At 61.4% G+C, this 25,579-nt stretch carries 21 protein-coding genes and 1 pseudogene; 15 read left to right on the forward strand and 7 right to left on the reverse strand.

Annotated features, from left to right (window positions below):
• Positions 1 to 7 precede the first annotated feature (7 nt).
• The 12 genes and pseudogenes from CKA81_RS00480 to CKA81_RS17440 all read left to right on the forward strand — a co-directional run bounded on the left by CKA81_RS00480 (position 8) and on the right by CKA81_RS17440 (position 13,738).
• Positions 8 to 619, forward strand: a complete 612-nt coding sequence (locus CKA81_RS00480) for an SCO family protein (RefSeq protein ID WP_128353535.1) — start codon at positions 8 to 10, stop codon at positions 617 to 619.
• Positions 616 to 1,215: a hypothetical protein gene (locus tag CKA81_RS00485; protein WP_128353536.1), complete on the forward strand. Its 600-nt coding sequence runs from the start codon at positions 616 to 618 to the stop codon at positions 1,213 to 1,215. Before CKA81_RS00480 ends, CKA81_RS00485 begins: the two co-directional genes overlap by 4 nt.
• Before the next feature lie 15 nt (positions 1,216 to 1,230).
• Positions 1,231 to 1,914: a 2-polyprenyl-3-methyl-6-methoxy-1,4-benzoquinone monooxygenase gene (gene coq7, locus CKA81_RS00490; protein ID WP_128353537.1), complete on the forward strand. Its 684-nt coding sequence runs from the start codon at positions 1,231 to 1,233 to the stop codon at positions 1,912 to 1,914.
• A gap of 434 nt (positions 1,915 to 2,348) precedes the next feature.
• Entirely contained in the window at positions 2,349 to 3,428 is a 1,080-nt protein-coding gene (locus CKA81_RS00495; RefSeq protein ID WP_128356421.1) for an MraY family glycosyltransferase, read from the forward strand.
• A gap of 52 nt (positions 3,429 to 3,480) precedes the next feature.
• Positions 3,481 to 4,755 carry a Vi polysaccharide biosynthesis UDP-N-acetylglucosamine C-6 dehydrogenase TviB gene (gene tviB / locus CKA81_RS00500; RefSeq protein WP_128353538.1) on the forward strand — a complete coding sequence of 425 codons (1,275 nt, stop codon included), beginning with the start codon at positions 3,481 to 3,483 and terminating at the stop codon, positions 4,753 to 4,755.
• Between the two features lie 13 nt (positions 4,756 to 4,768).
• Positions 4,769 to 5,794 carry an SDR family oxidoreductase gene (locus tag CKA81_RS00505; RefSeq protein WP_128353539.1) on the forward strand — a complete coding sequence of 342 codons (1,026 nt, stop codon included), beginning with the start codon at positions 4,769 to 4,771 and terminating at the stop codon, positions 5,792 to 5,794.
• Between the two features lies 1 nt (position 5,795).
• Positions 5,796 to 7,151 carry a murein biosynthesis integral membrane protein MurJ gene (gene murJ, locus CKA81_RS00510; protein WP_128353540.1) on the forward strand — a complete coding sequence of 452 codons (1,356 nt, stop codon included), beginning with the start codon at positions 5,796 to 5,798 and terminating at the stop codon, positions 7,149 to 7,151.
• Positions 7,152 to 7,173: 22 nt separating this feature from the next.
• The gene (locus CKA81_RS00515) at positions 7,174 to 8,298 is read left to right on the forward strand and encodes a glycosyltransferase family 4 protein (RefSeq protein ID WP_128353541.1); all 1,125 of its coding nucleotides are present in this window, start codon (positions 7,174 to 7,176) and stop codon (positions 8,296 to 8,298) included.
• Positions 8,299 to 8,331: 33 nt separating this feature from the next.
• Positions 8,332 to 10,251 carry an asparagine synthase (glutamine-hydrolyzing) gene (asnB, locus tag CKA81_RS00520; protein WP_128353542.1) on the forward strand — a complete coding sequence of 640 codons (1,920 nt, stop codon included), beginning with the start codon at positions 8,332 to 8,334 and terminating at the stop codon, positions 10,249 to 10,251.
• Positions 10,248 to 11,390, forward strand: coding sequence for a glycosyltransferase family 4 protein (locus CKA81_RS00525; RefSeq protein WP_128353543.1), 1,143 nt, complete (start codon positions 10,248 to 10,250; stop codon positions 11,388 to 11,390). The genes asnB and CKA81_RS00525 overlap by 4 nt, the downstream gene beginning before the upstream one ends.
• Positions 11,390 to 12,358: pseudogene (locus tag CKA81_RS17435) on the forward strand (glycosyltransferase); the annotation flags it as partial. The gene CKA81_RS00525 and the pseudogene CKA81_RS17435, both read left to right, overlap by 1 nt.
• Before the next feature lie 273 nt (positions 12,359 to 12,631).
• Positions 12,632 to 13,738 carry a glycosyltransferase family 4 protein gene (locus CKA81_RS17440; protein ID WP_317135169.1) on the forward strand — a complete coding sequence of 369 codons (1,107 nt, stop codon included), beginning with the start codon at positions 12,632 to 12,634 and terminating at the stop codon, positions 13,736 to 13,738.
• Here CKA81_RS17440 and CKA81_RS00535 read toward each other — a convergent pair.
• Complete coding sequence (locus tag CKA81_RS00535; RefSeq protein WP_128353545.1) at positions 13,735 to 15,126, reverse strand: phosphomannomutase/phosphoglucomutase; 1,392 nt, start codon at positions 15,124 to 15,126, stop codon at positions 13,735 to 13,737. The genes CKA81_RS17440 and CKA81_RS00535 overlap by 4 nt on opposite strands.
• A 151-nt stretch (positions 15,127 to 15,277) precedes the next feature.
• On the opposite strand from CKA81_RS00535, the gene CKA81_RS00540 reads away from it, so the two are divergent.
• On the forward strand, positions 15,278 to 16,693 hold the full coding sequence (locus CKA81_RS00540) for an FAD-binding oxidoreductase (protein WP_128353546.1): 1,416 nt from the start codon (positions 15,278 to 15,280) through the stop codon (positions 16,691 to 16,693).
• A 12-nt stretch (positions 16,694 to 16,705) separates the two neighbouring features.
• On the opposite strand, the gene fahA is transcribed toward CKA81_RS00540, so the two are convergent.
• The 6 genes from fahA to mutM all read right to left on the reverse strand — a co-directional run bounded on the left by fahA (position 16,706) and on the right by mutM (position 23,135).
• Positions 16,706 to 18,025 (reverse strand): fumarylacetoacetase, encoded by a 1,320-nt coding sequence (gene fahA / locus CKA81_RS00545; protein ID WP_128353547.1) that lies wholly within the window; start codon positions 18,023 to 18,025, stop codon positions 16,706 to 16,708.
• 18 nt (positions 18,026 to 18,043) lie between these two features.
• Positions 18,044 to 19,345 (reverse strand): homogentisate 1,2-dioxygenase, encoded by a 1,302-nt coding sequence (gene hmgA / locus CKA81_RS00550; protein WP_128353548.1) that lies wholly within the window; start codon positions 19,343 to 19,345, stop codon positions 18,044 to 18,046.
• Positions 19,342 to 19,572, reverse strand: a complete 231-nt coding sequence (locus CKA81_RS00555; protein WP_128353549.1) for a DUF2783 domain-containing protein — start codon at positions 19,570 to 19,572, stop codon at positions 19,342 to 19,344. The genes hmgA and CKA81_RS00555 overlap by 4 nt, the downstream gene beginning before the upstream one ends.
• Positions 19,569 to 21,251, reverse strand: a complete 1,683-nt coding sequence (locus CKA81_RS00560) for an FAD-dependent oxidoreductase (RefSeq protein WP_128353550.1) — start codon at positions 21,249 to 21,251, stop codon at positions 19,569 to 19,571. The genes CKA81_RS00555 and CKA81_RS00560 overlap by 4 nt, the downstream gene beginning before the upstream one ends.
• 20 nt (positions 21,252 to 21,271) lie before the next feature.
• Entirely contained in the window at positions 21,272 to 22,225 is a 954-nt protein-coding gene (locus tag CKA81_RS00565) for an MBL fold metallo-hydrolase (RefSeq protein WP_128353551.1), read from the reverse strand.
• A 76-nt stretch (positions 22,226 to 22,301) separates the two neighbouring features.
• Entirely contained in the window at positions 22,302 to 23,135 is an 834-nt protein-coding gene (mutM, locus tag CKA81_RS00570; protein WP_128353552.1) for a bifunctional DNA-formamidopyrimidine glycosylase/DNA-(apurinic or apyrimidinic site) lyase, read from the reverse strand.
• Positions 23,136 to 23,220: 85 nt separating this feature from the next.
• Between mutM and CKA81_RS00575 the strand changes: the two genes are divergently transcribed.
• Positions 23,221 to 24,999: a tetratricopeptide repeat protein gene (locus tag CKA81_RS00575; protein WP_128353553.1), complete on the forward strand. Its 1,779-nt coding sequence runs from the start codon at positions 23,221 to 23,223 to the stop codon at positions 24,997 to 24,999.
• Positions 24,996 to 25,577 carry a lipoprotein insertase outer membrane protein LolB gene (gene lolB / locus CKA81_RS00580; protein WP_128353554.1) on the forward strand — a complete coding sequence of 194 codons (582 nt, stop codon included), beginning with the start codon at positions 24,996 to 24,998 and terminating at the stop codon, positions 25,575 to 25,577. Before CKA81_RS00575 ends, lolB begins: the two co-directional genes overlap by 4 nt.
• The last annotated feature ends 2 nt before the right edge of the window (positions 25,578 to 25,579 follow it).

The raw sequence follows: 25,579 nt of genomic DNA on the forward strand, positions 1-25,579 counted from the left end.
GCCGGCCATGAGGCTAATACTGGCACTGCTGCTGGTGATTGCTGCAGGAACCGGCGCCGTGTTCTTCAAGACAGACGGCTTTACGGTTCTGACCAGCGAAAGCGCGCGGCGCGCTGATATTGCGCGGCAGCCGCGCGCTATCCCGCCGGCGTCGCTGCTTACCGCGGCCGCCCCTAAGGTCAACCTTGCAGAAGAGCTGCAGCGCGACGGACGCGTGGCGGTGATCAATTTTATTTATACGCGCTGTTTTTCCATCTGCCTGGCCATGGGCAGCGAAATGCAGCAGTTGCAAGCGACCATACAGCAGCAGGGCCTGGCAGGGCGCTTGCGCATACTTAGTCTAAGCTTCGATCCGGCCGATACTGCCGATATGCTGGCGCGCTATGCCACCAGCATGAAAGCCGATCCGGCTGTTTGGCAGTTCGCTACCCTTAGCGATCCCATCGAGCGCAAAGCGGTGCTGGATGCCTTTGGCATTGTGGTGGTGCCGGCCCCGCTGGATCAGTACGAGCATAACGCGGCCTTTCACTTGGTAACGCCCGACGGGCGCTTGCATCGTATTGTGGATCTGGGCAATGCCGCCGAATTGCTGCGCCTGGCGCGCGGGTTGCAACCATGAAGCGCCGGGTGGGGCAGTTTGCGGCGATCAGCGCTTTGACCTTGGTGCTGGCGCTGGTGTTCAAGTCCATGCTGACGCAGACCATGGCCTTGCACATGCTGGTTCACATTCCTCTTATCCTTTTTTCAGGCATTTTCGCCGGGGCGGCGGCGTCCGCCCTCGGCCGTGACCGCAATCCCGCGTGGCTGGACAGCCTGCTGGATAGATATGCGCGGTACAACGAATTTGGTGTTCCGGGATTGCTGGCGGCCAGTTTTGCCGGGGCGTTCTGGATGATACCCAAGGCGCTGGACGACGTGTTGGTATCCGTCCCGGCCGACATCATGAAGTTTGTGGGTCTCTTTATTGCTGGGTTAGTGCTGTTCGATTCGCTGCGTCGATCCAGCAGCGTGATAAAGTTGTTTTTCGTGGGCAATTTTTCCTGGATGTCGGCCATCGTAGGCCTGTTGTATCAGGAAAACCCCGAGCGCTTGTGCAACTTCTATCTGCTGGGCGACCAGGAGCTCGCAGGACGTGGCTTGGTAGCGATTGCGATCTTGCTGCCCGTCTTGTGGCTGTGGACCGAAAGGCAACGGGTACGAAGGTTTTTCCGGTAAAGGAGTCGTTGAAGCATGCAGGAAGCAATAAAACCGTCGGTTCAGTTCTCTCGCCAAATGAGCGTCGTGGACAACATCCTGGCCGAAGTCGGCCGGGCGGTCAGCGTACTGGATGGCTCCGTCCACGCCGGTCGGCCTAATCCCGCAGGCAAGCTGCCCTTCAAGACAGAAGCCGAGCCCCAGCTAACGCCAACGGAGCAGCGACACGCCGCCGGTTTGATGCGGGTTAACCATGTAGGCGAGATTTGCGCTCAGGCCTTGTACCGGGGGCAGGCAGTATTTTGCGGCGATGCAGCAATTCGTGATGTGCTGCACGGCGCGGCTGCAGAAGAGGTCGATCACCTGGTCTGGTGCCAAGAGCGCCTGAACGAGCTGGAAAGCCGGCCCAGCTTGCTGAACCCGTTGTGGTATGCCGGATCTTTCACTTTGGGCCTGCTGGCCAGCAAAGCAGGACGAGGAAAAAACTTGGGCTTCATGGCCGAGACCGAGCGCCAGGTCGAGCAGCACCTGGATCAGCATCTGCAAGACCTGCCTGCTACCGATGTGCGATCACGTGACATTGTGGAACAAATGCGTCAGGACGAAATCGTGCATCGTCGCACGGCCGAGAAGCAGGGGGCTCATCGCTTGCCCAAACCGGTACGACTATTAATGAGGGGAATGTCCAAGGTCATGACGACCACGGCCTATCGTTTTTAAACAACGTTACAACTTTTTTGCCCCATATATCTTGCAACGCACAAAAGGACGCTATACACTTTAGTTATCGGATGTCGAAACGTGATTGCAGAGGGAAAACCCCAATCGCCTGGTCTCAAGCCCTAGCGCTTTAGTAGCCCGACATGCCAAGGTTGTCTCCTCCACCCTCCTCCTTTGGTGGATTTAGCCCGAGATCTCACGATCTCGGGCTTTTTTTTTGATTTTTTTTGGCTATAAAGCCTATCACCGTTCGGCCGATAGCATGGCACCTGATTTGCTCCTACGCTAATTTGTTGCATTTATTACAGCGGCGTCCCGCCGGTTGTTACATCTGCAGTCGATAATGGGGCAGTTTCACTCTAGATAGGGGTTCTGTGTTTTCGCCTGAGCTTTGGGATTCGTTTACCTGGTTCTATATTTGTATCGTGGCCTTCATGGTCGGCGGCTTGATAGTTGCCTCTGAACGCTGGCACGGCAAATTTACCGGTGATAGCGACATGGACAAGCCGCAAGCCAGCCATACGCGCTCCACGCCGCGCGTGGGCGGGCTGGCCGTGCTGGCGGGCAGTCTGGCCGGCCTGCTGGTGCTGGGCCCGAGCAATATGACGTTGACCTGGCTATGGCCAGTGCTGTTTATCGCGGCCTTGCCGGTGTTTGTCGCGGGCCTGGTCGAAGACATCACCAAGGACGTGGGCTCGGGCAAGCGATTGATGGCCGCATTCATCTCCGCAGCCATTGCGTGGTGGCTCCTGGGCGGCGTGTCGCGGGTCGGAATAGAGTGGGCCGACTGGATACTGTCGTTCTGGCCTATCTCTTTGTTGTTCACCATGGTGGCGGTCGGCGGCTGCACTCACGCCCTGAACATTGTGGACGGCATGAACGGCCTGGCCGGCATGATCGCGACCTTGATGGCGCTGTCGCTGGCCTTGGTCGCGCTGCAAGTTCAGGACATCCCCATCTTTTTGATTGCCGCCGCGCTGGCATCCGCCACGCTGGGTTTCCTGGTCTGGAATTTTCCCTTCGGCCGGGTCTTCCTGGGCGATGGGGGCGCTTATTTCCTGGGGTTCATGTTGGCCGAGCTGGCAGTGCAACTGGTGGTGCGCAATCCCAGCGTGTCGCCTTTCTATGCCTTGGCGGTGTTGTTCTATCCCGTCTTCGAAACCGTGTTTTCCATCTGGCGCCGCCGCTTCAAACGCGGCACGCCTGTCGATCAGCCCGATGCCCTGCATCTGCACCAATTGGTCTTTCGGCGGCTGGTACGCGTTACCTTCAGTCGAGACAGCCGGCACGCCGTGCCGGCCCTGTGCAATGCCATGACTTCCCCCTATTTATGGGTGTTGGCCCTGATCGGGCTGGTGCCGGCTACCATCTGGTGGGATAACGCCTGGGCGTTATGTGCCAGTCTGGTGGTGTTCTCGAGTGTCTATTTGTGGCTGTATTCGCGTCTCGTATCGTGGCGCCGGCCATCATGGTTGTTATTGCCCTCGCTGGGGCGCGATAATCGACGGAAATAGATGCTTGTAAAATTTACCTCTTCTTTTTAGCGCAAGGCGCAGGAGATTCAAGTTGCAAATACAAGACGTGAAACTTGCCGTGGTCGGACTGGGCTACGTGGGTCTGCCGCTGGCAGTGGAGTTTGGCAAGAAGCGATCCGTGCTCGGTTTCGACATCAATGCACGTCGCATTTCCGAACTTAACGAAGGTAGGGATCACACGCTGGAAGTCAGCACTGAAGAGCTTGCCGAGGCGCAGCAGCTGCGCTTCACCCACACTGCCGAGCATCTGGCCGAAGCCAATGTGTTCGTCGTGACCGTACCCACGCCTATCGACGCGTACAAGCAGCCGGACCTTACGCCGCTTATACGCGCCAGCGAGACCATAGGCAAGGTCTTGAAGCGCGGCGATATCGTCATTTATGAATCGACCGTCTATCCGGGCGCAACCGAAGAGGAATGCGTGCCGGTGCTGGAACGCGTGTCGGGCCTGCGCTTTAACGAAGATTTCTATGCCGGCTATAGCCCCGAGCGCATCAATCCGGGCGATAAGCAGCATCGGGTATCGACCATACGCAAGGTGACTTCTGGCTCCACCCCCGAAATCGCCGAGCTGATCGATCAGTTGTACGCGGAAATTATTGTGGCCGGTACGCACAAGGCGCCGTCCATTCGCGTGGCCGAAGCCGCCAAGGTTATCGAGAACACGCAGCGCGATGTCAATATTGCATTGATCAACGAGTTGGCGCTTATCTTTAACAAGCTGGGCATCGACACGCAAGCCGTGTTGGAAGCGGCCGGCACAAAATGGAACTTCCTGCCTTTCCGGCCCGGCCTGGTCGGCGGCCATTGCATAGGCGTGGATCCCTACTACCTGACGCACAAGGCGCAGTCCATCGGCTATCACCCGGAAATCATCCTGGCCGGCCGCCGACTGAATGACTCCATGGGCGGCTATGTCGTGTCGCAGTTGGTCAAGGCCATGACCAAGCGCTGCATACAGGTGCAAGGCTCGCGCGTATTGGTAATGGGCCTGGCCTTCAAAGAGAACTGTCCTGATCTGCGCAATACGCGTATTGTGGATATCGTGCGCGAGCTGGCCGACTACAGCATACAGGTCGATGTCTGCGACCCTTGGGTAGACGCGGCAGAAGCGCAGCGCGAATACGGCATTGATCCTGTAGCGCAGCCGCAGGCAGGCACTTACGACGCCATTATTCTTGCCGTCGCCCACGAGCAGTTCGTCGACATGGGTGCAGCGGCCGTGCACGCACTGGGCAAGCCGGATCATGTGCTGTATGACCTGAAATACGTGCTTGCGGAAAGCGAATCCGATCTGCGTTTGTAAGGAGTTCCCCACCATGAGTACTCGTTATCAAGAAGTGACCGCCAATTTGCAAAGCCAGCCCCGGGTCTGGCTGGTGACCGGCTGCGCGGGCTTTATCGGTTCCAACCTGCTTGAAGCGCTTTTGGTCATGGGCCAGAAAGTGGTGGGCCTGGATAACTTTTCTACCGGCCATCAGTACAACCTGGATGAGGTCCAGAAAACCGTCACGCCACAGCAGTGGGCCAATTTCCGCTTCGTCGAAGGCGATATCCGCGAGCTGGATACCTGCCGGCAAGCCCTTAAGGGTGTGGATCATGTCTTGCATCAGGCGGCCCTGGGCTCGGTGCCGCGGTCGCTGAAAGACCCCATCACCACCAACAGTGTGAACATCGACGGCTTCCTGAACTTGCTGGTGGCGGCGCGCGACGCCGAAGTCCAGTCCTTTGTGTATGCCGCGTCCAGTTCTACTTATGGCGATCACGAGGCGCTGCCCAAGGTGGAAGACCGCATAGGCCGTCCGCTATCGCCCTATGCGGTGACCAAGTATGTAAATGAGTTGTACGCTGACGTCTTTGCGCGCGCCTACGGTTTCGGCAGTATCGGGCTGCGCTACTTCAATGTTTTCGGCAAGCGTCAGGACCCCAACGGCGCCTATGCCGCCGTCATCCCGAAATGGATCGCGGCCATGATACGTGGCGAAGATGTCGTGGTGAATGGCGATGGCGAAACCAGCCGCGATTTTTGCTTCATCGACAACGTGGTGCAGGCCAATATCCTGGCTTCCCTGGCGCAGCCAGAAGGGGTCAACCAGGTGTACAACGTGGCCTATAACGCGCGCACCAGCCTGAATGAATTGTTCGACTACCTGGCCAAGACCTTGGGCACTACCGGCATCGTTTACGACAAGCAGCCGGTCTATGCAGAGTTCCGGCCGGGTGATGTCAGGCACTCGCAAGCCGACATCTCCAAAGCCAAGCAGTTGCTGGGTTACGAGCCTATGCACAATATCGTTCAAGGGCTGGAAGTATCAATGCCCTGGTACACGCAGTTCCTGCGTTGACTTGAAGAGCCTGAAGCAGCGGCTCGAGGGGCTGCATTCGGATCACCGGCGCATTGCCCTGGGCGCCATGCGTGTGGCGTTCTTCCTGTTGCTCGGGAAGGCGGCCGGGGCCTTCAAGGAAATGGCCGTGGCCTACCGCTACGGCATCAGCGAGGCCGTCGACGCCTATCAGTTCACCATGGTGATGGCCAACTGGCTGCCGATCACCATCGTGGGCGCCCTGTCGGTCGTGCTGATACCCGTGCTGGTGCGCACGCGCAGCGAGGACCGCAGCAGCCGGGCGCGCTTCCTGGGCGAGCTGCAGGGCTGGATGATCGCCGTGGGCACCGTTCTGGCGGTGCTGATTTACGCTGCCTGGCCATGGGTGCTGCAGTTTGCCGGCCAGGGCCTGCCTGCCGAAGCGCAGCGCATGAGCACCGAGCTCACCTTCGCCTTTGCGCCCGCCGCCTTGCTGACCTTGATGACGGGCATCAGCGCCGCACGCCTGCGCGCTCACGAGCGGCATATCAATACCTTGCTGGACAGTGTGCCGGCGGTGGTGATCCTGATCTGGGTGCTGCTGGCGACAACGGTGACCGTACACGACGTCGGCCCCCTGCTATGGGGAACGCTGGTTGGGTATTTGATTCAGTCCGTCTGGCTGCTGTGGCTGGCATCCAAGGCCGACGGCATGTGGGGGCGGCCACGCTTGGGCTTTACATCGCACCAGTGGCCCGATCTGGTCAAGGCCGCCGGGGTGATGCTGGTGGGCCAGGTGGCCATGAGCTGCGTGGGGCCTATTGATCAGTACACCGCTGCGCAACTGGGAGCCAATGCGAACTCCACCCTAGGCTATGCCAGCCGCCTGTTGTCGCTGCTGCTGGGCGTGGGCGCGGCGTCGGTAGGGCGCGCGGCCTTGCCCGTGCTGGCGGACATCCAAAGCCGGGGCGATGCCGGCCGTGCGCGCAGCACGGCCTTGAAGTGGTCGGTATTGATGATAGCCGGCGGGGCGGTGGTAACCGTGGCGGGTTGGGTACTGGCGCCCTGGGGCGTCGAGTTTCTGTTCCAGCGCGGCGCTTTCACGGCAAACGACACGGTCGCGGTGGCCAGCGTGTTGCGCTGGGGCCTGCTGCAGATGCCGTTTTATTTTGGCGTGTTGATTCTGGTGCAGTTGCTGGCCAGCCAGAATCGATATCGCATCATGGCCGCCATCGCGGTGGCCAATTTTCTATTCAAGGCTGTCATGAACGTCGTCCTGGCCCCCATAATGGGGCCCGAAGGCATCATGCTGGCCACAAGTCTGATGTATGCCTTGTCGTATAGCTGCTATGTTGTAGTGGCCTTGAAACCGCCGGCAGCGGCGACGGCATCCCGTTAGCATGACACAAGCAGGTACTGTATTGAGTTCACCATCCCATCAACCGCATCTGATGATCGTCATTCATTCATTGAATGGCGGCGGCGCCGAGCGTGTGGCCGCCGACTTGAGCGCATACTGGGTATTGAGGGGTTATCGGGTTTCCGTTGTGACCCAGACCGATCCGTCCACGGATGCCTATGTGCTGCACCAGAAAGTAAAACGCCATGTGCTGGGCACGGCGTCGGCCAGTGCCGGCAGGCTGGACGCTGTCCTGGCCAATTTGCGGCGTGTCTGGCGCTTGCGCCGCATCATCAAGCGCGAGCGACCCACCGTGGTGCTGGGCATGATGACCACCTCTTCCATACTGGCTATCGTTGCGGCCCGCAGCATGCCATGCCGCGTGATTGCCACCGAGCATACGCATCCCCCCTCGCAGGAACTGCCCGAGATATGGCAGCGGCTGCGCCGCTGGGCCTACCCCCAGGCGTCCGCGGTAGTGGCGCTGACGGCAGGCACTTCGGCCTGGCTGGAGAAGCACGTGCCAGGCTCACAACTGACGGTCATACCCAATGCGGTGCGCTGGCCGCTGGAGCGCAGCGAGCCCATCATCGAGCCGCCGCCTCGCCAGGGCCGCTATCGCATTCTGGCGGTCGGGCGCCTGCATCCACACAAGGGCTTTGACCTGCTGATACGCGCCTTTGAGGAGATCGCCGGGCATTTCCCCAACTGGGATCTGGTGATTCTTGGCGAAGGCGAGCTGCGCGACACCCTGCAGCAGCAGATCGACGACGCGGGCCTGGCTGACCGCATCAGTATGCCGGGGCGGGTAGGCAATGTGGCCGATTGGTACGTGCAGGCCGATCTGTACGCGTTGAGTTCACGCGTCGAAGGGCTGTCCAACACCTTGCTGGAAGCCATGGCCAGCGGGCTGGCGCCGGTGGCCTTTGATTGCGAGACCGGCCCGCGCGAGATCGTACGCAACGGCATCGACGGTGTGCTGGTCAGCCCGGCAGACGACAATCACGCACTGGCAGCGCATCTGTCCGATATGATGGCGCATCCGGCACAGCGCGAGGCCTTCGCCCGCCGTGCCGTGGATGTACGCGACCGGTTCTCCACCACACGCATCATGGCGTTGTGGGGACATTTGTTTGAAGTGCAGTAAGGCGGCCGCAAGACCGCGCGCGAGCGAACGACTATGTGTGGAATCGTTGGAGTCTGGGGCCCTATGGCCGACAAGCGGTCCGTCCTGCAAGAGGGCTGCCGCCGCATGCGCCATCGCGGTCCGGACAGCGAAGGCTATTGGGAAGATTCCGAGGCCGGCCTGGCGCTGGGGCACGTGCGACTGGCCATACTGGACCTGACCCCGGCCGGCCATCAACCCATGGTGTCGGCTTGCGGGCGCTATGCGCTGGTGCTTAATGGTGAAATCTATAACCACCTTCAGTTGCGCGCCACACTGGCCTCGCAGGGACAGGCCCCCGACTGGCGCGGGCACTCCGATACCGAAACGGTGCTGGCCGGTTTCGCCGCCTGGGGCGTAGAAGCAACGCTACAGGCTGCGGTAGGCATGTTTGCCATGGCGCTGTGGGACAGGCAGGACCGCGTGCTGACCCTGATGCGCGACAGGCTGGGCGAGAAGCCGCTGTATCTGGGTTATGCGGGCGACACTTTTGTATTTGCCTCCGAGCTCAAGGCGCTGGCCCGTATGCCTGCACTGGACCGCAACCTGGACCGCAGAGCCTTGTCATTGCTGTTGCGGCACAACTATATTCCGGCTCCTTACAGCATCTATGCCGCAGTGGGCAAGCTGCTGCCCGGCACCCTGGTCCAACTGACGGCCACGCATCTGCGTCGTCGCGAACTGCCGCCGGCACAGACCTATTGGTCCGTCGAAGGGGCTGCACAGGCTGGGCGCGAGCATCCCCTGAGCTTCGATACCGATGAGGCGGCCGTCGATGCGCTGGAGTCGGTATTGGGCAATGCCGTACAGGGGCAGATGATTGCCGATGTCGAGCTGGGCGCTTTCCTGTCAGGCGGGATCGACTCGTCCCTCATCGTGGCCTTGATGCAGAAAGCCCAAAGCCAGCCGGTGCGCAGCTTTTCCATAGGTTTTGACGACCCCGCCTTTAATGAGGCGCAGCATGCGGCTGCGGTGGCGCAGCAACTGGGCACCAGGCATACCGAGCTTTACGTATCGGCCGACGATGCGCTTGCGGTCGTTCCCCAACTGGCCGGCATGTACGACGAGCCGTTTGCCGATTCTTCCCAGATACCCACGGTGCTGGTCACGCGCATGGCGCGCCAGCACGTAACGGTCGCTTTGTCGGGCGACGGCGGCGACGAGCTGTTTGGCGGCTATTCGCGCTATTTCCGTGCCGACCAGTGGTGGCGCAAGAGGGCGGCAATACCGGCCATGCTGCGTGGGCCCTTGTCGGCGGGGGCGCGGGCTGCGGCGGGGCTGCTTCCGACCGGGCATCGCCGCGATCGACTGGACAAGCTGTCTCAAGCAATGGGCGCGCCCCATGCCGGTGTTTTCTACCGGCAGTTCGTGTCGTACTGGAAGGACCCCGCAACAGCGCTGATAAATGCCCAAGCACCACACACCCTTTTCGATGACCCGGGCGAAGGCGAGTTCTTCCAACGCATGATGCAGCTTGATGCCGCCACCTATCTGCCTGACGATATTCTCGTCAAGGTCGACCGCGCCGCCATGGCGTGCAGCCTGGAGACCCGCGTGCCCATGATCGATCATCGGGTGTTCGAGTTTGCACAGCGCCTGCCCTTGGGCTACAAGATACGCGATGGTCGCGGCAAGTGGCTGTTGCGTCAATTGCTGTACCGGCACGTGCCGCAGGCTATGGTCGACAGGCCCAAGAAGGGCTTCTCGGTGCCTATGGCTGCCTGGCTGCGTGGGCCGCTGCAAGATTGGGGCGCGGCCTTGCTGGACCCCGTCCGCCTGCGCGATGGCGGCATCTTCCATGCGGCGCCTGTCATGCAAAAATGGCGCGAACATCAGGCCGGCAAGCACGATTGGAGTACGCACTTGTGGTCGGTATTGATGACACAAGCCTGGCTGGAGCAAACCCGGATCAACGATAGCGAGAGGGGAGCATGAGGATACTGTTCTTTGTCAGCTCGATGCATGCAGGCGGTGCCGAACGTGTGGCGGCGACGCTGGCCAGCGGCTGGGCACGTCGTGGCGATACGGTCACACTGGTGCCGACCTACACCGGCAAAGGCAGTTGCTTTTATACGCTGAATCCCGCGGTGCGGCTGGTGTGGCTTGCCGATCGCATGGGCTGGGTGGGCAGAACCTTCTTCACGCCGCTGGCCAAACGCTTTGCCATACGCCGCCTGGTGCGCGACACCAATCCCGATGTCATCATTTCCTTTCTGACCAATGTCAACGTGGTCGTGCTGTTTGCCACGCGGGGGCTGGGCGTGCCGGTCATCGTGTGCGAAAGAACGCATCCCGCCTTCAGTACCAGTGCCGGCAAATGGTTGCAGCGACTGCGCCGCCTGAGCTATCCCTGGGCGTCGACGGTGGTGCTGCAGTCCGAAGACAGCGTGGCTGCCTTTACCGATATGGTGCCCGGCATGCGCAAGCTGGTGGTTGTTCCCAACCCCTTGCCGCCCGACCTGCCCGAGCCTGCACCGGCGCGTAGCGCAGCCGAAGCGCCGCAACGGCGTCATCTCATGGCCATGGGCCGGCTGGTGCCTATCAAGCGTTTCGACACCCTGATCCAGGCTTTCGCCGCCCTGGCGCCCGATTATCCGGACTGGGATCTCACCATCTGGGGCGATGGCCCCTTGCGCGACGAGCTCAAGCAAAGTGTTCAGGAAACAGGCTTGTCCTCACGCATCTCGTTGCCCGGACGAACTGCCGAACCCTGGACGGAGCTGTCGCGCGCCGACGCTTTTGCGATGACCTCCGAAGTGGAAGGCTTTCCTAACGTCTTGCTTGAAGCCATGGCGCTGGGTCGGGCTTGCGTGACCGTGGACTGTCCCAGCGGCCCGCGCGAGATTACGCAGGACGGCAAGTATGCCTTGCTGGTGCCCTTGGGCGACCAGGGCGCGCTGGTCCGGGCCTTGTCGCAACTGATGGCAGACCACACCCTGCGTGATGTCATGGGGCGCCACGCCGCAAGCTTTGTGCGCGAGCGCTACGGGCTGGACGAGGTCTTGCACACCTGGGATGGTGTTATCGCAGCCGCCAGCGAACCGGCCGTCGAGGCCGCTGTCGAGGCAAGCTGATGCCCGAACCCTTGCGTCAACAGGGCGGCTTGCGCGTCGTGCATATTATTTCCGGCCTGGGTCTGGGCGGTGCGGAAACCGTGCTGCATCGTCTGGTCACCGCGCCGACACAGCCCGATACCCACATTGTGATTTCCATGGGCGACGCCGGCGTGTTCGGACCGCGGCTCCAGGCGGCCGGCATCGCCTTGCATACCTTGCACATGCACGGGCCCAAGGCTGCGCTCAACGGGCTGTGGCGTTTGTTCCATTTGCTGCGCGAGTTGCGCCCGGATGTCGTGCAAACCTGGATGTATCACGCCGATCTGGTCGGCGGCTTGATTGCGCGCTTGGCAGGTATACGTGCCGTGTCGTGGGGCATACGCAATTCCGGCGCAGACCTGCACAAGAGCAGTCCGTCCGCCCGTGTCCTGTCCTGGCTTTGTGCGCGCGTTTCCGGCTCGGTTCCAGCCGTCATCGTCTCCTGCGCCGAGAATGCGGCGCGTCGGCATCAGCAATGGGGCTATCGGGCCGACCGCATGCTGGTCATTCCCAATGGCTACGACCTGTCGCGTTGGCAGGCGGACGCCATTGCACGCGGACAGGCCAGGCAGCAGTGGGGCGTGTCAAGCGATACGCCAGTCATCGGCAGCGTAGCGCGCTGGAACCCACTGAAGGACCATCACAATTTGCTTGCGGCTTTCTCGCAGAGCCTGGACAGCTACCCCCATATGCGCTGCGTCCTTATCGGTCAGGGCATGGACGAGAGCAATGCCGAGCTTTGCGGACTGCTGGATCGCTACGGCCTGCGCGACAAGGTCATCTTGCTGGGCCGTCGCGATGACGTGCCCACGCTGATCAATGGGCTGGACGTGCATGTACTGTCCAGTCGTGCCGAAGGCTTTCCCAATGTGGTGGCCGAGGCCATGGCGGCCGGCGTGGCTTGCGTGGTCACTGACGTGGGTGACGCCGCCATGATGGTGGACGATGCCGGCTGGGTGGCGCCGGCACAGGATGCAAGCGCGCTTGCTGCGGCCATCAACCAGGCGGTGGGTGTGCTTGGCACGCCCGAGCATGCCGCCCGACTCGCACGGGGCCGCGACCGCGTGGCGCGGCTATTCAGTCTGGAAGCCATGGTGGCGTCCTATCATGTGGTGTGGCGGCGCCTGGCCGAGGATTTTCCGACGGCCGGCGCCAAGAGCAGGGCAAGCGGGCCGGCCCATGTCCCGGCTGGTGCACGGACCGCTCCTTTATTGCTGTTTATGGTCAATAACCCCGCATTCTTCCTGTCCCACCGCTTGCCCTTGGCTCTGGGCGCCAAAGAGGAAGGCTACGACGTGCATGTGGCGACGATGGATGGCCCAACTGTGCCCGAGATCCTGTCGCATGGTCTGGTGCATCATGTGATTCCAATGTCGCGCAGCGGCAAAAACCCGGTGCAGGAATTCCAGTCCATCCACGCCATGTGGCGTTTGTTCCGGCGCATCAGGCCGGACATCGTTCATGCCGTCACCATCAAGCCGGTGTTGTATGGCGGCATTGCGGCACGCCTGGCGGGTGTGCCCGCTTACGTCGCGGCAATTTCCGGCTTGGGGTTTTTATTCACTGGGCGCAGCGGTGGCCTGGATGCCACGAGGCGGGCGGCAACCTTGCTTTACCGCCTGGCCCTGGGCCATCCCAATAGCCGGGTGATCTTCCAGAACGCGAACGATAGGGATGTGCTGCAGCAGGCGCGGGTACTGCAGCCGGGGCAAGCCGTGTTGATACGCGGATCGGGCGTTGACCTGGATGCCTTTCCCGTTGTGCCCGAGCCGCCGGGCCCCCCTGTGGCCATCATGGTGGCGCGTCTCTTGCACGATAAAGGCGCGCAGGAGTTTGTCGACGCGGCCCGCATGACGGCAGGTCATCCCACCGGCTTGCGTTGGCGGCTGGTAGGGTCCCCTGACCCGGGCAATCCGGCGAGCGTCTCTGAAGACACGTACACGCAGTGGCGCAAAGAGGGGGTGGTGGAGTGCCTGGGCGAGCGCAGCGACATTGCCGCGCTGTATGCGCAATCGCATATTGCGGTGCTGCCGTCTTATCGTGAGGGCCTGCCAAAAAGCCTGGTTGAAGCTGCAGCCTGCGGACGGGCTGTGGTAACGACGGACGTGCCCGGTTGCCGTGATGCCATCGACCCTGGCGTCACAGGCTTGCTGGTGCCGGCACGCGATGCCCGCGCCTTGGCCGATGCCGTCCTGCAACTGGCCGAGAACACCGCCCAGCGCCAGGCTATGGCGGCCGCCGGGCGGCGACTGGCTGAGACCGAGTTCGACATTGGCCGGATAGTTGCCGCACATCTGCGGCTCTACGCGGCGCTGCGCCTGCCCTAGAACGGCAGCTTGATGCCGGGTGACAGAGCGGTAAGCGCCTGACGGTACTCGGCCTTGATCAGTTCGATGTCATCCTCGGTGTCGGCCTCGAAACGCAGCACAATGACGGGCGTGGTGTTAGAGGCACGAGCCAGGCCAAAACCGCTGGGGTACTCCGCACGCACGCCGTCTATCGTGTGCAAGGTGGTGGCGGCGGGAAACCGAGCCTCTTTTTGCAGTCGTGCAATCAAGGCGTGCGGCTCGCCTTCTTTCATCTCCAGCTTGATTTCAGGCGTGCTGATGTCTTGAGGCAGTGCCTCGAGTACAGCCGAGGGATCGTCGTGGCGGGATAATATTTCGAGCAGGCGCGCACCGGTGTACAGGCCGTCGTCAAAGCCGTACCACCGTTCCTTGAAGAATATGTGGCCGCTCATCTCGCCCGCCAGCGGTGCGCCGGTTTCGGCCAGCTTGGCCTTGATCATCGAGTGCCCCGTCTGCCACATCAAGGGTTGTCCGCCGGCTTGTTCGATGCAGCTTGCCACATGGCGGCTGCACTTCACATCAAAAATAATGGTGGCGCCAGGCTGGCGCTGCAGGACGTCTTGCGCATACAGGATCAGTTGTCGATCGGGCCAGATGATCTGGCCTGATTTGGTCACCACGCCCAGCCGGTCGGCGTCGCCATCGAAGGCCAGGCCCAGTTCGCAATCGCTTTCCTGCACATGGCGTATGAGATCTTGCAGGTTGTGCGGATCGGCCGGATCGGGATGATGGTTGGGAAAGCCGCCGTCCACTTCACAATACAGATCGTCGACCCGGCAGCCCAGCGCGCCATACAGGCGCTTTGCCACGACGCCACCCACGCCATTGCCGCAATCGATGGCGATCTTCATGGGTCGCGACAGGCCCACGCCCCGCGTGATCTCGTCCACATAAGCGTCCAGCAGGTTCATGACTTGTCGGGTACCGCGCTTGAGGCCATCGGCAGGTTCGGGATTGGCCATGATGGCGGCCAACTGCTGTATGTCGTCGCCATACAGTGTCTTGCCGCCCATCATCATCTTGAAACCGTTGTAGTTGGGCGGGTTATGACTACCCGTAATGGCGATGCCCGAGCCGGTCTTTTGAGTATGGGTGCCGAAGTACACCAGTGGCGTAGGCACCATGCCCAGGTCGATGGTGTTGACGCCGCCTTGCATGATGCCCTCTTGCAGGGCGGTGGACAGCTCGGGGCTGCTGTATCGGCCGTCGTAACCGACTACCAGTGTGGGGATGCCTTCGTTGCGGGCCCGTTGTGCCAGAGCCTGTCCCAACCGTTGCGCGAACGCCGCATTAAGCTGATCGGGCACGGTGCCGCGTATATCGTAGGCTTTGAAAACAGCGGAAGGCAGGCTGGCGGCTTGGTTCACTTTTATTCCTTGATGAGCAGTTTGGGCTTTGCTGGTGATTATCGCGGATTCCGGCGCGCAGTGCCGGTTGATGCGGCTTTGAGGGTGCTGTAGGTATCTGGCTTAAAATCATGATTGGCATTTCTATTTTTACTTTTTGCGGAAGGCGGTAATGACTCCAGTAGACGAACTGATTCAAATGTTCGGGCAACAGCATGTGCTGACGGGCGAAGACACCGACAGCTACACCACCGACTGGCGCGGGCGCTATCAGGGCGCGGCATTGGCTGTGGTGCGTCCGGGCTCGACGGCCGAAGTGGCTGAACTCGTTCGCTGGTGTGTGGCACATAGCGTGCCCATGGTGCCTCAGGGCGGCAATACCGGCTTGTGCGGGGGTGCTACGCCCGATTCTTCGGGGAAGGCTGTGGTGCTGTCCCTGGGGCGTCTTAACGCCATCCGCAGCGTCGACACCGACAATGACACCATGGTCGTGGAAGCAGGCTGCATATTGCAATCGGTGCAGCAAGCGGCGCGCGACAATGATCGTCTGTTCCCGCTCAGCCTGGCGGCCGAGGGCAGTTGCACACTGGGCGGCAACCTGGCCACCAACGCCGGTGGCACGCAAGTGCTGCGCTACGGCAATGCACGCGACCTGGTGCTGGGTTTGGAAGTCGTCACGGCACAGGGCGAAATCTGGAACGGCCTGCGAGGCCTGCGCAAGGACAACACGGGTTACGACCTGCGCAACCTATACATAGGCAGCGAAGGCACGCTGGGCATTATTACCGCTGCCACCATCAAGCTGTTTCCGGTGCCGGTCGCGCAATGCACGGCCTTGCTGGCGTTGGAATCCATAGACGATGCGGTAGTGGTGTTGTCGGCCGCACGCAAGGGTTTCGGCGCCGCATTGACCGGCTTCGAGCTTATTGCCGGCAACTGCCTGCAGGGCGTGACGCAGTGTTATCCGCAGCAGCGTATACCCTTCGAAGGCCCTTCGGCCCAACTGCCGTGGTACGCCTTGCTGGAGTTATCCGATAGCGAAAGCGCCGAACACGCGCGCGAACGCTTTGAAGAAGTGGTGGGAGCAACCATCGAGGATGGCCTGGTGGCCGATGCGGTCATCGCCGAGAACATCAGCCAAAGCAAGGCCTTATGGCACCTGCGCGAAAGCATACCGCTGGCAGAGAAGGCCTTCGGCAAAAGCATCAAGCACGATGTGTCGATTCCGGTGTCGCGCATGGCCGAGTTCGTCACGACGACCAACGCGGCATTGCAGCAGCGCTTTCCCGGCATAGAGCATGTGATCTTCGGCCATCTGGGCGACGGCAACCTGCATTACAACGTGGCACGTGGCGATGCCTACACCGAAGAGCAGTTGCTTGCCATGCAGGACGACATCTACGAAGTGGTGCACGATAGCGTGCACCAGTTTGGCGGTTCGATCAGCGCAGAGCATGGCGTCGGCCAACTGAAACGCGATGCACTGCCGCGCTATAAAGATCCGGTCGAGCTGGCCTTGATGCGGCAGATCAAGCAAACGCTTGATCCGCACAATCTGATGAACCCGGGCAAGATGCTGGCCACCTAGGCCAGCGCTTGCTTATAGACGGGCCGGCAGCACCTTACCGACGCAGGTTCCAAAGCTGATGGTGGGGTAGCCGGCCTTGCTGCAACGGGCGCGCAAGGTGACTTCGTCATTGTCTTCCAGGAAGACGCGCTCTTCGCCCCACGGCAGCTTGATGGGCTTCTTGCCACCCTGGTTCAATTCCAGCAACGAGCCTTCCTGGCCGCCAGCAGGGCCCGACAAGGTGCCGGTGCCCAGCAGATCGCCGGCTTGCAAATTGCAGCCATTGACGGTGTGATGCGTCAACATCTGGGCGACGCTCCAGTAGGCTTCCTTGAAGTTGCTGCTGGACAGCGTAGCCGGCGCTTGCTGCTCTGCGCGCGACTTTTCCGTACTGATCAGCACGTCCAATGCAACATCGAAGGCGCCGCTGGTGTCGTTGGCATCGCTGGTGAGATAGGGCAGGGGCTGCGGATCGCTGGCATCACGCTTGAAAGCGGTACGGAATGGCGCCAGCGCCTCCAGGGTCACCACCCAGGGCGAGATCGTGCTGGCAAAGTTCTTGGCCAGGAAAGGGCCCAGAGGCTGGTATTCCCAGGCCTGCAGGTCACGCGCAGACCAATCGTTCAGTATGCAAAGGCCAAATGCATGTGCTTCTGCATCAGCGATGTCCAGGCGATCGCCTTGCGCATTGCCCGGTCCGACAAAAACGGCAAGTTCAAGCTCGTAGTCCAGCCGGCGGCAAGGCCCGAAAGCCGGTGCATCGCCTTCTGCGGTGGGGCGTGTCTGCCCGATAGGACGCGGGAACTGCTGGCCCGACACGCCTATGCTCGATGCCCGGCCGTGATAGCCGATAGGCACCCATTTATAGTTCGGCAGCAATGGGTTGTCGGGACGGAACTGCTTGCCGACTGCGGTGGCGTGGTGCAGCGAAATATAAAAGTCGGTGTAGTCGCCGATGCGCGCTGGCAGGCCGAGTTCTGCTTGCGCTACGTTAGTCAGCAAGGGTTCCAGCAGGCTTTGCTCGGACGAGCCGGCACGAAGTGCGCGCGAGAGCGCCAGGCGCAAGGCCGACCAATGTGTCTGGCCCAGGGCCATCAAGCCATTGAGTTCGGGCGCGTCGCAAGCGGCCAGTGCCTCGGCGGCAGCGCCGCTCCATGGGGCAGCCTTGGCCAGCGCGGCCAGGTCCAGCACTTTGTCGCCGATGGCGACGCCTACGCGAAAAGCTTCAGTGCTGCCTGCGGGACGGAAGACACCGAAGGGCAGATTCTGGATGGGGAAGCCGTTGTCGGCAACATTGGCGGATGCGACCCAGCTTTGTAGGCCGGGGTCGTGCGTTTCATTTAAATAAGACATGGTGATTCCTGTGTGTGCTTATGGCTTGTTCGGGTCGAAGTGCTTCTGGATCCCGGACCAGGCGGCATCGTAGTCGCTCTGCAGGGTGCTTGCCGTCATGGCTGCCTGCGTGGGCCGGATCGCGCGGCGTGTTTCGAACATGAATGCCATGGTACTGCGTAGATAATCGGCCTTGCTGGTGTCGGCGACGGACGCCTTCTCGAAGGTGTCGGCATCGGGGCCATGCGGGCTCATGGAGTTGTGCAGGCTGGCGCCGCCCGGGGCGAAGCCGTCTGCCTTGGCATCGTACACGCCCTGGATCAGTCCCATGAACTCGCCGGCGATATTGCGGTGGAACCAGGGTGGTCGGAAGGTGTGTTCCATAGCCAGGATGCGCGGAGGGAAGATGGCGAAATCCATGTTGGCGGCCCCGGGGACGTCCGATGGGGAGGTCAGTACGGTAAACAGGCAAGGGTCGGGATGGTCGAAACTGATCGAACCTATGGTGTTGTACAGACGCAGATCGTATTTGTAGGGCGCGTTAGTACCTTGCCAGGCAACGACGTCCAGCGGCGAGTGCTGGAGCATGGTGCGCCAGAAGCCGCCTGTAAATTTGGCGACCAGTTCAATATCGTCTTCGACATCTTCGTACCAGGCCACGGGTATCTGGAAATGCCGGGCATTGGCCAGGCCGTTGGAGCCTATGGGGCCGAGCTCAGGCAGGCGCAAGGCGGCGCCGAAGTTCTCCAGCATGTAGCCGCGCGCGGTTCCGTCCAGCAGCTCGACGCGGAAGCGCACGCCGCGCGGGATGACGGCAATCTCGCAGGGCTCCAGGTCGATCAGGCCCAGCTCTGTGGCCAGCCGCAGCCGACCTTCTTGCGGCACGATCAGCATCTCGCCGTCGGCGTTATAGAAGCAGCGCTTGTCCATCGAACGATTGGCTACGTACAGGCTGATGCTGACGCCGAACTGGTCGTCGCAATTGCCGTTGCCCGCCCAGGTGTGCATGCCATCGATGAAATCGGTGGGTACGCTAGGGATCTCCATGGGGTTCCAGCGCAAGCGGTTGGGCGTAACCGGGCCTGAGCCGAATTGATTGCTCCAGGCCTTGGCGCCGTCGAAAGGCTCAAAGGCTTTTTGCAGTGCCGCCGGGCGTATGCGGTATAGCCACGAGCGGCGGCTTTCGCCGCGCGGCACCGTGAATGCGGTGCCTGACAGTTGTTCGGCATACAGCCCATAAGGGCATTTTTGCGGAGAGTTCTGTTTTTGGGGCAATGCGCCGGGCAATGCCTCTGTCGCGCAATGGTTGCCAAATCCGCTTTGGTATTTCAGTGTCGTCATGATGTTGCTCCTGAGGGAGTGTTAGGCAGGTCTTGTAGGGTGGCGCGGGCGTGGTTCAAGGCCTCGCCGACGATGTCCAGGTCGCCGATATGATTGGCCAGCAACAGCACCAGCGCGGCATTCAGCGCGTGGCTCTGCTCGGTTGTCAGATCGCGGTGTGCGTCAATAAGCTGCTCGTAGAAGTCGTCAGGGCTGGCGAATCTGGATTCAGTATGCAATTGACTCATGGGGCTGTCCTTGGGGGCTGGCCGCTTGCGCGTTGCAGGGCCGCCCGAACGCGCGAGGCGTCCGCTTGCCGCCAGCGCGCCGCAATGTGTTGATCGGGCCGTATCAGATAGCAGGCGCCGTCCAGGGCGTCATAGCGCCTTGCCAGCGTCATTTGATGGTCCACCACCCAGCGATGGTTCTTGGGGGCTCGCGCTTGCAAGCCGGGCGCAAGTACCAACACCAACTGTGCGCCCAAAGGCTCGTCTTGCAGGCCGGCCAGTTCGTCCAGCACTTCCGCTGGCGGCAGTTGGCTGACACAAAACACGGCGACAACAAAGCCGCCCTGCAGTTGGCTCAGCCACCAGCCGGCTTGGCCGTCCACCGTGATGGGGCCATCAGGTGCTACGCCGCCAAGTGGCGGTGCGTTGGTGTAGGCGTCTTCGTCCGGCGTGTTCAGCGTTGAGGAGACATAGCTGGTGGGAATGGACAGGCGTCCGCTATTGACCAGGCGGCGTGCGAACTCATGTTCTTTCGCAAGCTTCAGGACCGTGTCGCGGAAAAGGCGACTGATCTCGCTTTTGGGCGTGATGAAGTCTGTGGACCGTGACGAGTTCAAGATGTTCTCGTCGGCGGCCAGCTCGCGCTCTTGGGCATAGCTGTCGATCAGTGTTTCAGGCGCGAGGCCGCGGCTGACCAGGTCCAGCTTCCATGCCAGGTTGTCGGCGTCCTGTACGCCGCTGTTGGCGCCACGGGCCCCGAACGGCGAGACGCGATGCGCGGCATCGCCCGCAAACACGACCCGGCCATGACGGAACTTGTCGATGCGTTCGCAAGCGAAGGTATAGATGCTGACCCACTCCAGCTCGAACTGCGTGTCCTGGCCCAATAGCGCCTGGATGCGCGGCATGACGTTTTCGGGCTTGACCTCTTCGACTGGGTCGGCGTCCCAGCCCAACTGGAAGTCGATGCGCCAGACATTGTCAGGCTGGCTGTGCAACAACACGGACTGGTTCGGATGAAAGGGCGGATCGAACCAGAACCAGCGCTCGGTCGGAAAATTGGCCTGCATGCGCACATCGGCAATCAGGAAGCGATCACGGAATATCCGGCCATGGCTTTCTTCCCCGATCATCTTGCGGGTAGGCGATCGGGCGCCATCACAAGCAATCAGCCAGTCGGTGTCCAGCGTGTAGCGACCGTCCGGCGTCTCGACCGTGAGGACGACATGGTCGGCATGCTGATCAACAGCGACCGCCTTGGTCTTCCAGCGAAGGTCGATGTTGGCGTGGGCTGCCACCTGCTCGTAGAGGTAGCCTTCGCAGTAGTACTGCTGCAAATTGATGAAGGCAGGGCGTCTGTGCCCTTGCTCGGGGAGCAGATCGAAACGCCACACCTCTTCATCCTTGAAGTACACCCGGCCCACGTTCCAGGAGATGCCTTTCGAAACCATGCGCTCGCCCACGTCCAGGCGATCCCAGATGTCCAGCGTGCGCTTGGCAAAACAGATGGCACGCGAACCCGTGGACAGGCGGTAGTCGTCGTCAATGACAACAACCGCCATGCCACGCCGGGCCAGGTCCAGGGCCAGGGTCAGCCCCACGGGGCCTGCCCCCACCACGACGACGGAGTGGCGTTTGCCCTCGTCGCGAGGCGGTGGCGCATAGTCGAATTCCAGAGCCTGGTAGTCCATGTGTGCCATCGTGTGCTCCGTGCAGGCGCTTAACCTTCCAGCTGCTTCCACATTTCGATGTCGCGTTCAGCGGTCCAGATGCGCGGGTCGTCGTAGCCGGTTGCTTCATCGTAGGCGCGAGCCACGTCGAAGGGCATGCAGTGATCAAAGATGACCCAGTCGGAATAGCGCGGCTTCATGAAGTCGTAGGTTTCGCGGTAGATGGTCTTCAGGTCCTTGCCTTCGGCTACACCGGTATTTACGCTGGAATACAGGTCGGTCAGGAAGGCCCGGGTGCCGGCCAGGCCCTTGCGGACCTCATCTGCGGACTTCAGCGCTGGGCCACGTCCGGGCACCATTTTTTCGGCGTTGAATTCGGCCAGGGTATCCAGCGTGTGCGGCCATTCGCGGAAATAGCAGTCGCCGGCGTAAGGGGTGGACTGGTACTCGACCAGATCGCCGGCAAACAAGATGCGTTGCTCGGGCAACCATGCGATGGTGTCGCCCTTGGTATGACCACGACCCACTTGCAGGATTTGCACTTCCAGGTTGCCCAGGTTGACCGTCATTTCGCCGTCGAAAGTGATGGTGGGCCAGGTCAGGCCGGGCGGCACGGATTCAACGTTGCGGAACAGGCGGGGGAAGCGCCCGATTTCGCTGGCCTTGTCTTGCTCGCCGCGTTCGACGATCAGATCGTAAGTGTCGCGGCTGGCGATGATTTCTTGTGCGTTGTAGGCCGAAGCGCCCAGCACGCGCACGGCGTGGTAATGAGAAAGCAAAATGTACTTGATGGGCTTGTCGGTGACTTCCTTGACGCGACGGATGACGTCTTGCGCCATGATGGGCGTTGCCTGGGTGTCGATCACCATGACGGCGTCGTCGCCGATGATGATGCCAGAGTTCGGATCACCCTCGGCCGTATAGGCGTAGGCGTTGTCGGACAGCTTCTCAAACGATACTTCTTTGTCTTCCATGTCGGCATGGGAGGCGAATTGCTTGGTCATTGGTAAGTCTCCAGTTAGATCGTCAAAATATATCCCACAATTCGTTTATATGCAATGTATTCGCTATAAACGAATGCTAGCGCGCACGGCGTTGGCAGGCGGGACAAAAGTAGGTGGCCCGTTGCCCCTGAACAATGCGGCGTATGGGCGTGGTGCATAAACGGCAGGGCAGGCCGGCCCGTTCGTAGACGGCGGCATGCATTTCGAAGTAAGCGCCGGGCTGGCCGGTGGCATTGACGTAGTCACGCAATGTGCTGCCGCCTGATTCCAGCGCATTGGTCAGCGTTTCGCGTACGGCCGTGGCAAGCGCCGTGCAACGCTGACGCGACAAGGCGCCCGCAGGGCTGCGTGGGTCTATGCCTGCCCTGAACAAGGCTTCGGAGGCATAGATGTTGCCGACACCGACGACGATGTTGCCAGCCAGCAAGGCTTGCTTGATGGCCAGCGACTTGCCGCGCAGTCCGGCGTGCAGGAACTCTGCGGTAAAGCCCGGATCAAAGGGTTCTATGCCCAGGCGGGCCAGCAGAGGGTGGCCAGATACGGGTCCGGCGGCCGCATCGTGCCACAATACAGCGCCGAAGCGGCGTGGGTCATGCAACAGAAAGCGGGCATGGCCGAATATCCATTCGGCGTGGTCGTGTTTGCGCCGCGGTTCGTCGGGCGGGGCGCGGCGCATCGAGCCCGACATGCCCAGGTGCACGATCTGGGTGCCGTGCTGGAAGTTGATCAGCAAATATTTACCGCGCCGCTCGCAGCTCAGTACGCCGCAGCCATTGATACGGTCCGGAAGGTCGGGCGGAATGGGCCAGCGCATGCGCGGTTCGTGCACCACAAACCGTTCGAGCACATGGCCGGGCATAATCGTCGCTAATCCACGACGAGTCGTTTCTACTTCTGGCAGCTCAGGCATAAGGGGGTGATAAGATCATTAAATCTGTTTATGTAATTTTGCCATCTGACGCTTTTCCTGGGCGCAGCGGCGATGGTCCTGCTGAATGAAACTGCCTATTCCCCTGCCGTTTGCAGTCTTTGCGCCTATTCTCGTGTTGTGCTTTGGCACGGCATGGTCTGCGCCCGCCGAGCCGCCTGACGAGCATGTCGAGGTTATACGCTTGCGCGCGGGCGAACTGCCCACCATCAAGCTTACCGCCGATATTCTTTATCGCATACTGGCATCCGAAGTGGCGGCATCGCGTGGCCACTACGACATGGCCAGTCAAACCATGCTGGATCTGGCCAGCGAAACCTCCGACCCTCGGCTGGCGAAACGCGCTTTCCAGTTCGCCATGGTCGATCACGACCTGCCGCGTGCCCTCAGCGCTGCGCGCAAATGGGCGCTGCTGGCCCCGCAAGACCCGGAAGCCGTGGCTTCCTCGCTGGCGCTGGCCGCCTCTAACGGACAAACCTCCGGTTTGGCGGCGGCGCTCTGGACGCGCATAGAAAAAGCCGAGAACAAAGAACAAGCCGTGGCACAGGCCTCCTCCATTGTCAGCAAGATGCCGGACAAAAAGCTTGCGCTTGAGGTCCTCGAGAAAGCCCTGCACCCGTCCGTGCGCACCTTGCCGGTCGCGCACCTGGCCATGGCTGACGCTGCCTGGGCGGCGTCCGAGCCGGGCAGGGCGCTTGAAGAAGCGCAGAAAGTTTTGGTGAAGGATCCCGACTCCGACGCCGCCGCACAGCGCGTGCTCGAATACGGCCTCAAGGTCGACCCCGCCGCCGCCATCGAGCAAACCAAGGCTTATGTGGCGGCGCATCCGGACAGCCGCAGGCTGCAACTGATGCTGGTCAATCGCCTGGTGAGCCGCAATGAGTTCCAGGCCGCGCTGCAGCAAGTCCAGGCGATGCGCCAACGCTCGCCTGAAGATTTCGATCTTTTGTTTACCGAGGCCGAGGTCAACATCCGTGCCGAGCGCTACGACCAGGCACGCGCGCTGCTGAATGAATACATCAATGTGCAGACGCAAAGGCGAGCGGCCATTGCCGACAAGGCCAGCAACGCGGCCGCCGATGCGTCCGACGCGCGCCTGCTGCTCGTGCAAATCGCCGAAAAGGAGAACCGCCTGGACGAGGCCATCGCGCAGCTGGACCAGATAGAAGATGGTTCACTTCGCTTTCAAGCCCAGATCCACAAGGCGGTATTACAGGCTCGATTAGGCAATATCACGCAGGCCCGCAACACCATCGAGGCACTGAAGCCACAAGATCCGCGTGAGCGGTCGGTGGCCGCGCTGACCCTCGCGTCCATCTATCGCGAGGCCGGCCGCACGGACGCTGCCGTCGAACTGCTGGCAGAGGCCGACCAGGACCTGCCTGATACGCCGGAAATCAAATATGACCTGGCCATGCTCTACGAACGGCAAGGCAAGATGGCAGAGTTCGAAGCGCTGATGCGGCGCGTGATCGAGCTCGACCCAGACAACGCCAATGCCTATAACTCCTTGGGCTATACCTATGCCGAGCAGAATCGCGAGCTCGATCAAGCTCAGGACTTGCTCGAGCGGGCGCTCGAGCTCGATCCGGACAATCCCTACATACTCGATAGCGTGGGTTGGTATCTGTATCGCCGGGGCGATCATCAGGCCGCCATCGAGTACCTCGAGCGTTCGTATGCACAACTGCCCTCGGCAGAGGTGGCGGCGCACCTCGGTGAGGTCTTGTGGGTGACCGGGAAGGTCGACGAAGCCCGCCGAATCTGGCAGGAAGGCCGGGGCAACGACCCCGAGAACGAAACCCTGCGCAGCACACTTGAACGCTTGGGAGTCAACCTGCAATGATGCTCGCGCTGACCCGATTTCGCGCAGTCGCTTGCGCCGTGCTGGCCGCGCTTTTGCTTGCTGCATGTGCAACACCTACACGCCATGCCCAGCAGGCCGATGGGCCGGCGTTTGATCGTGCAGGACGCTTTGCTGTCAGCGTGGTTTATTTCAACGGCAAGCGCGATGCGGTGCAGGGCGGTTTTGTGTGGCGTGATACCGGCCGCGAACTGCTGCTGGACCTTGCCAACCCATTGGGCAGCACGCTGGCGCGCGTACAGGTATTGCCGGGCCGCGCCGTGCTGACGCGCAGCAACGGACAGGTCGAGCACGCGGATCATCCTGATGCGCTGGTCGAGCAGGCACTGGGTAGCCCCATACCGGTATCCGGCCTGCGCGACTGGTTGCGTGGCCGTACCGGTAATGATCCGGTCAGCGATCTGCGCAAGGACGATGGCGGGAATATCGCATCGTTTACGCAAAACGGCTGGCGCGTGCAGTTATCCCGCTACGACGACCAGGGCCCGCGCCTGTTGCAAATGAACCGCAACGACGCCAATCGCGCCATCAGTGCGCGCCTGGTCGCGGACGGCAGTTAAGC

The sequence above is a fragment of the Pollutimonas thiosulfatoxidans genome (assembly GCF_004022565.1).
GTDB lineage: Bacteria > Pseudomonadota > Gammaproteobacteria > Burkholderiales > Burkholderiaceae_B > Pusillimonas_D > Pusillimonas_D thiosulfatoxidans.

Bases quoted from the DNA above. Each gene is read 5' to 3' on its own strand.
- CKA81_RS17440 (WP_317135169.1), top strand. From the start codon at position 12,632: ATGGTCAATAACCCCGCATTCTTCCTGTCCCACCGCTTGCCCTTGGCT.
- CKA81_RS00505 (WP_128353539.1), top strand. From the start codon at position 4,769: ATGAGTACTCGTTATCAAGAAGTGACCGCCAATTTGCAAAGCCAGCCC.
- coq7 (WP_128353537.1), top strand. From the start codon at position 1,231: ATGCAGGAAGCAATAAAACCGTCGGTTCAGTTCTCTCGCCAAATGAGC.
- CKA81_RS00555 (WP_128353549.1), bottom strand. From the start codon at position 19,572: ATGAGTCAATTGCATACTGAATCCAGATTCGCCAGCCCTGACGACTTC.
- CKA81_RS00525 (WP_128353543.1), top strand. From the start codon at position 10,248: ATGAGGATACTGTTCTTTGTCAGCTCGATGCATGCAGGCGGTGCCGAA.
- hmgA (WP_128353548.1), bottom strand. From the start codon at position 19,345: ATGACGACACTGAAATACCAAAGCGGATTTGGCAACCATTGCGCGACA.
- CKA81_RS00575 (WP_128353553.1), top strand. From the start codon at position 23,221: ATGAAACTGCCTATTCCCCTGCCGTTTGCAGTCTTTGCGCCTATTCTC.
- asnB (WP_128353542.1), top strand. From the start codon at position 8,332: ATGTGTGGAATCGTTGGAGTCTGGGGCCCTATGGCCGACAAGCGGTCC.
- fahA (WP_128353547.1), bottom strand. From the start codon at position 18,025: ATGTCTTATTTAAATGAAACGCACGACCCCGGCCTACAAAGCTGGGTC.
- CKA81_RS00495 (WP_128356421.1), top strand. From the start codon at position 2,349: ATGGTCGGCGGCTTGATAGTTGCCTCTGAACGCTGGCACGGCAAATTT.
- CKA81_RS00480 (WP_128353535.1), top strand. From the start codon at position 8: ATGAGGCTAATACTGGCACTGCTGCTGGTGATTGCTGCAGGAACCGGC.
- CKA81_RS00560 (WP_128353550.1), bottom strand. From the start codon at position 21,251: ATGGCACACATGGACTACCAGGCTCTGGAATTCGACTATGCGCCACCG.
- CKA81_RS00565 (WP_128353551.1), bottom strand. From the start codon at position 22,225: ATGACCAAGCAATTCGCCTCCCATGCCGACATGGAAGACAAAGAAGTA.
- CKA81_RS00485 (WP_128353536.1), top strand. From the start codon at position 616: ATGAAGCGCCGGGTGGGGCAGTTTGCGGCGATCAGCGCTTTGACCTTG.
- mutM (WP_128353552.1), bottom strand. From the start codon at position 23,135: ATGCCTGAGCTGCCAGAAGTAGAAACGACTCGTCGTGGATTAGCGACG.
- CKA81_RS00540 (WP_128353546.1), top strand. From the start codon at position 15,278: ATGACTCCAGTAGACGAACTGATTCAAATGTTCGGGCAACAGCATGTG.
- lolB (WP_128353554.1), top strand. From the start codon at position 24,996: ATGATGCTCGCGCTGACCCGATTTCGCGCAGTCGCTTGCGCCGTGCTG.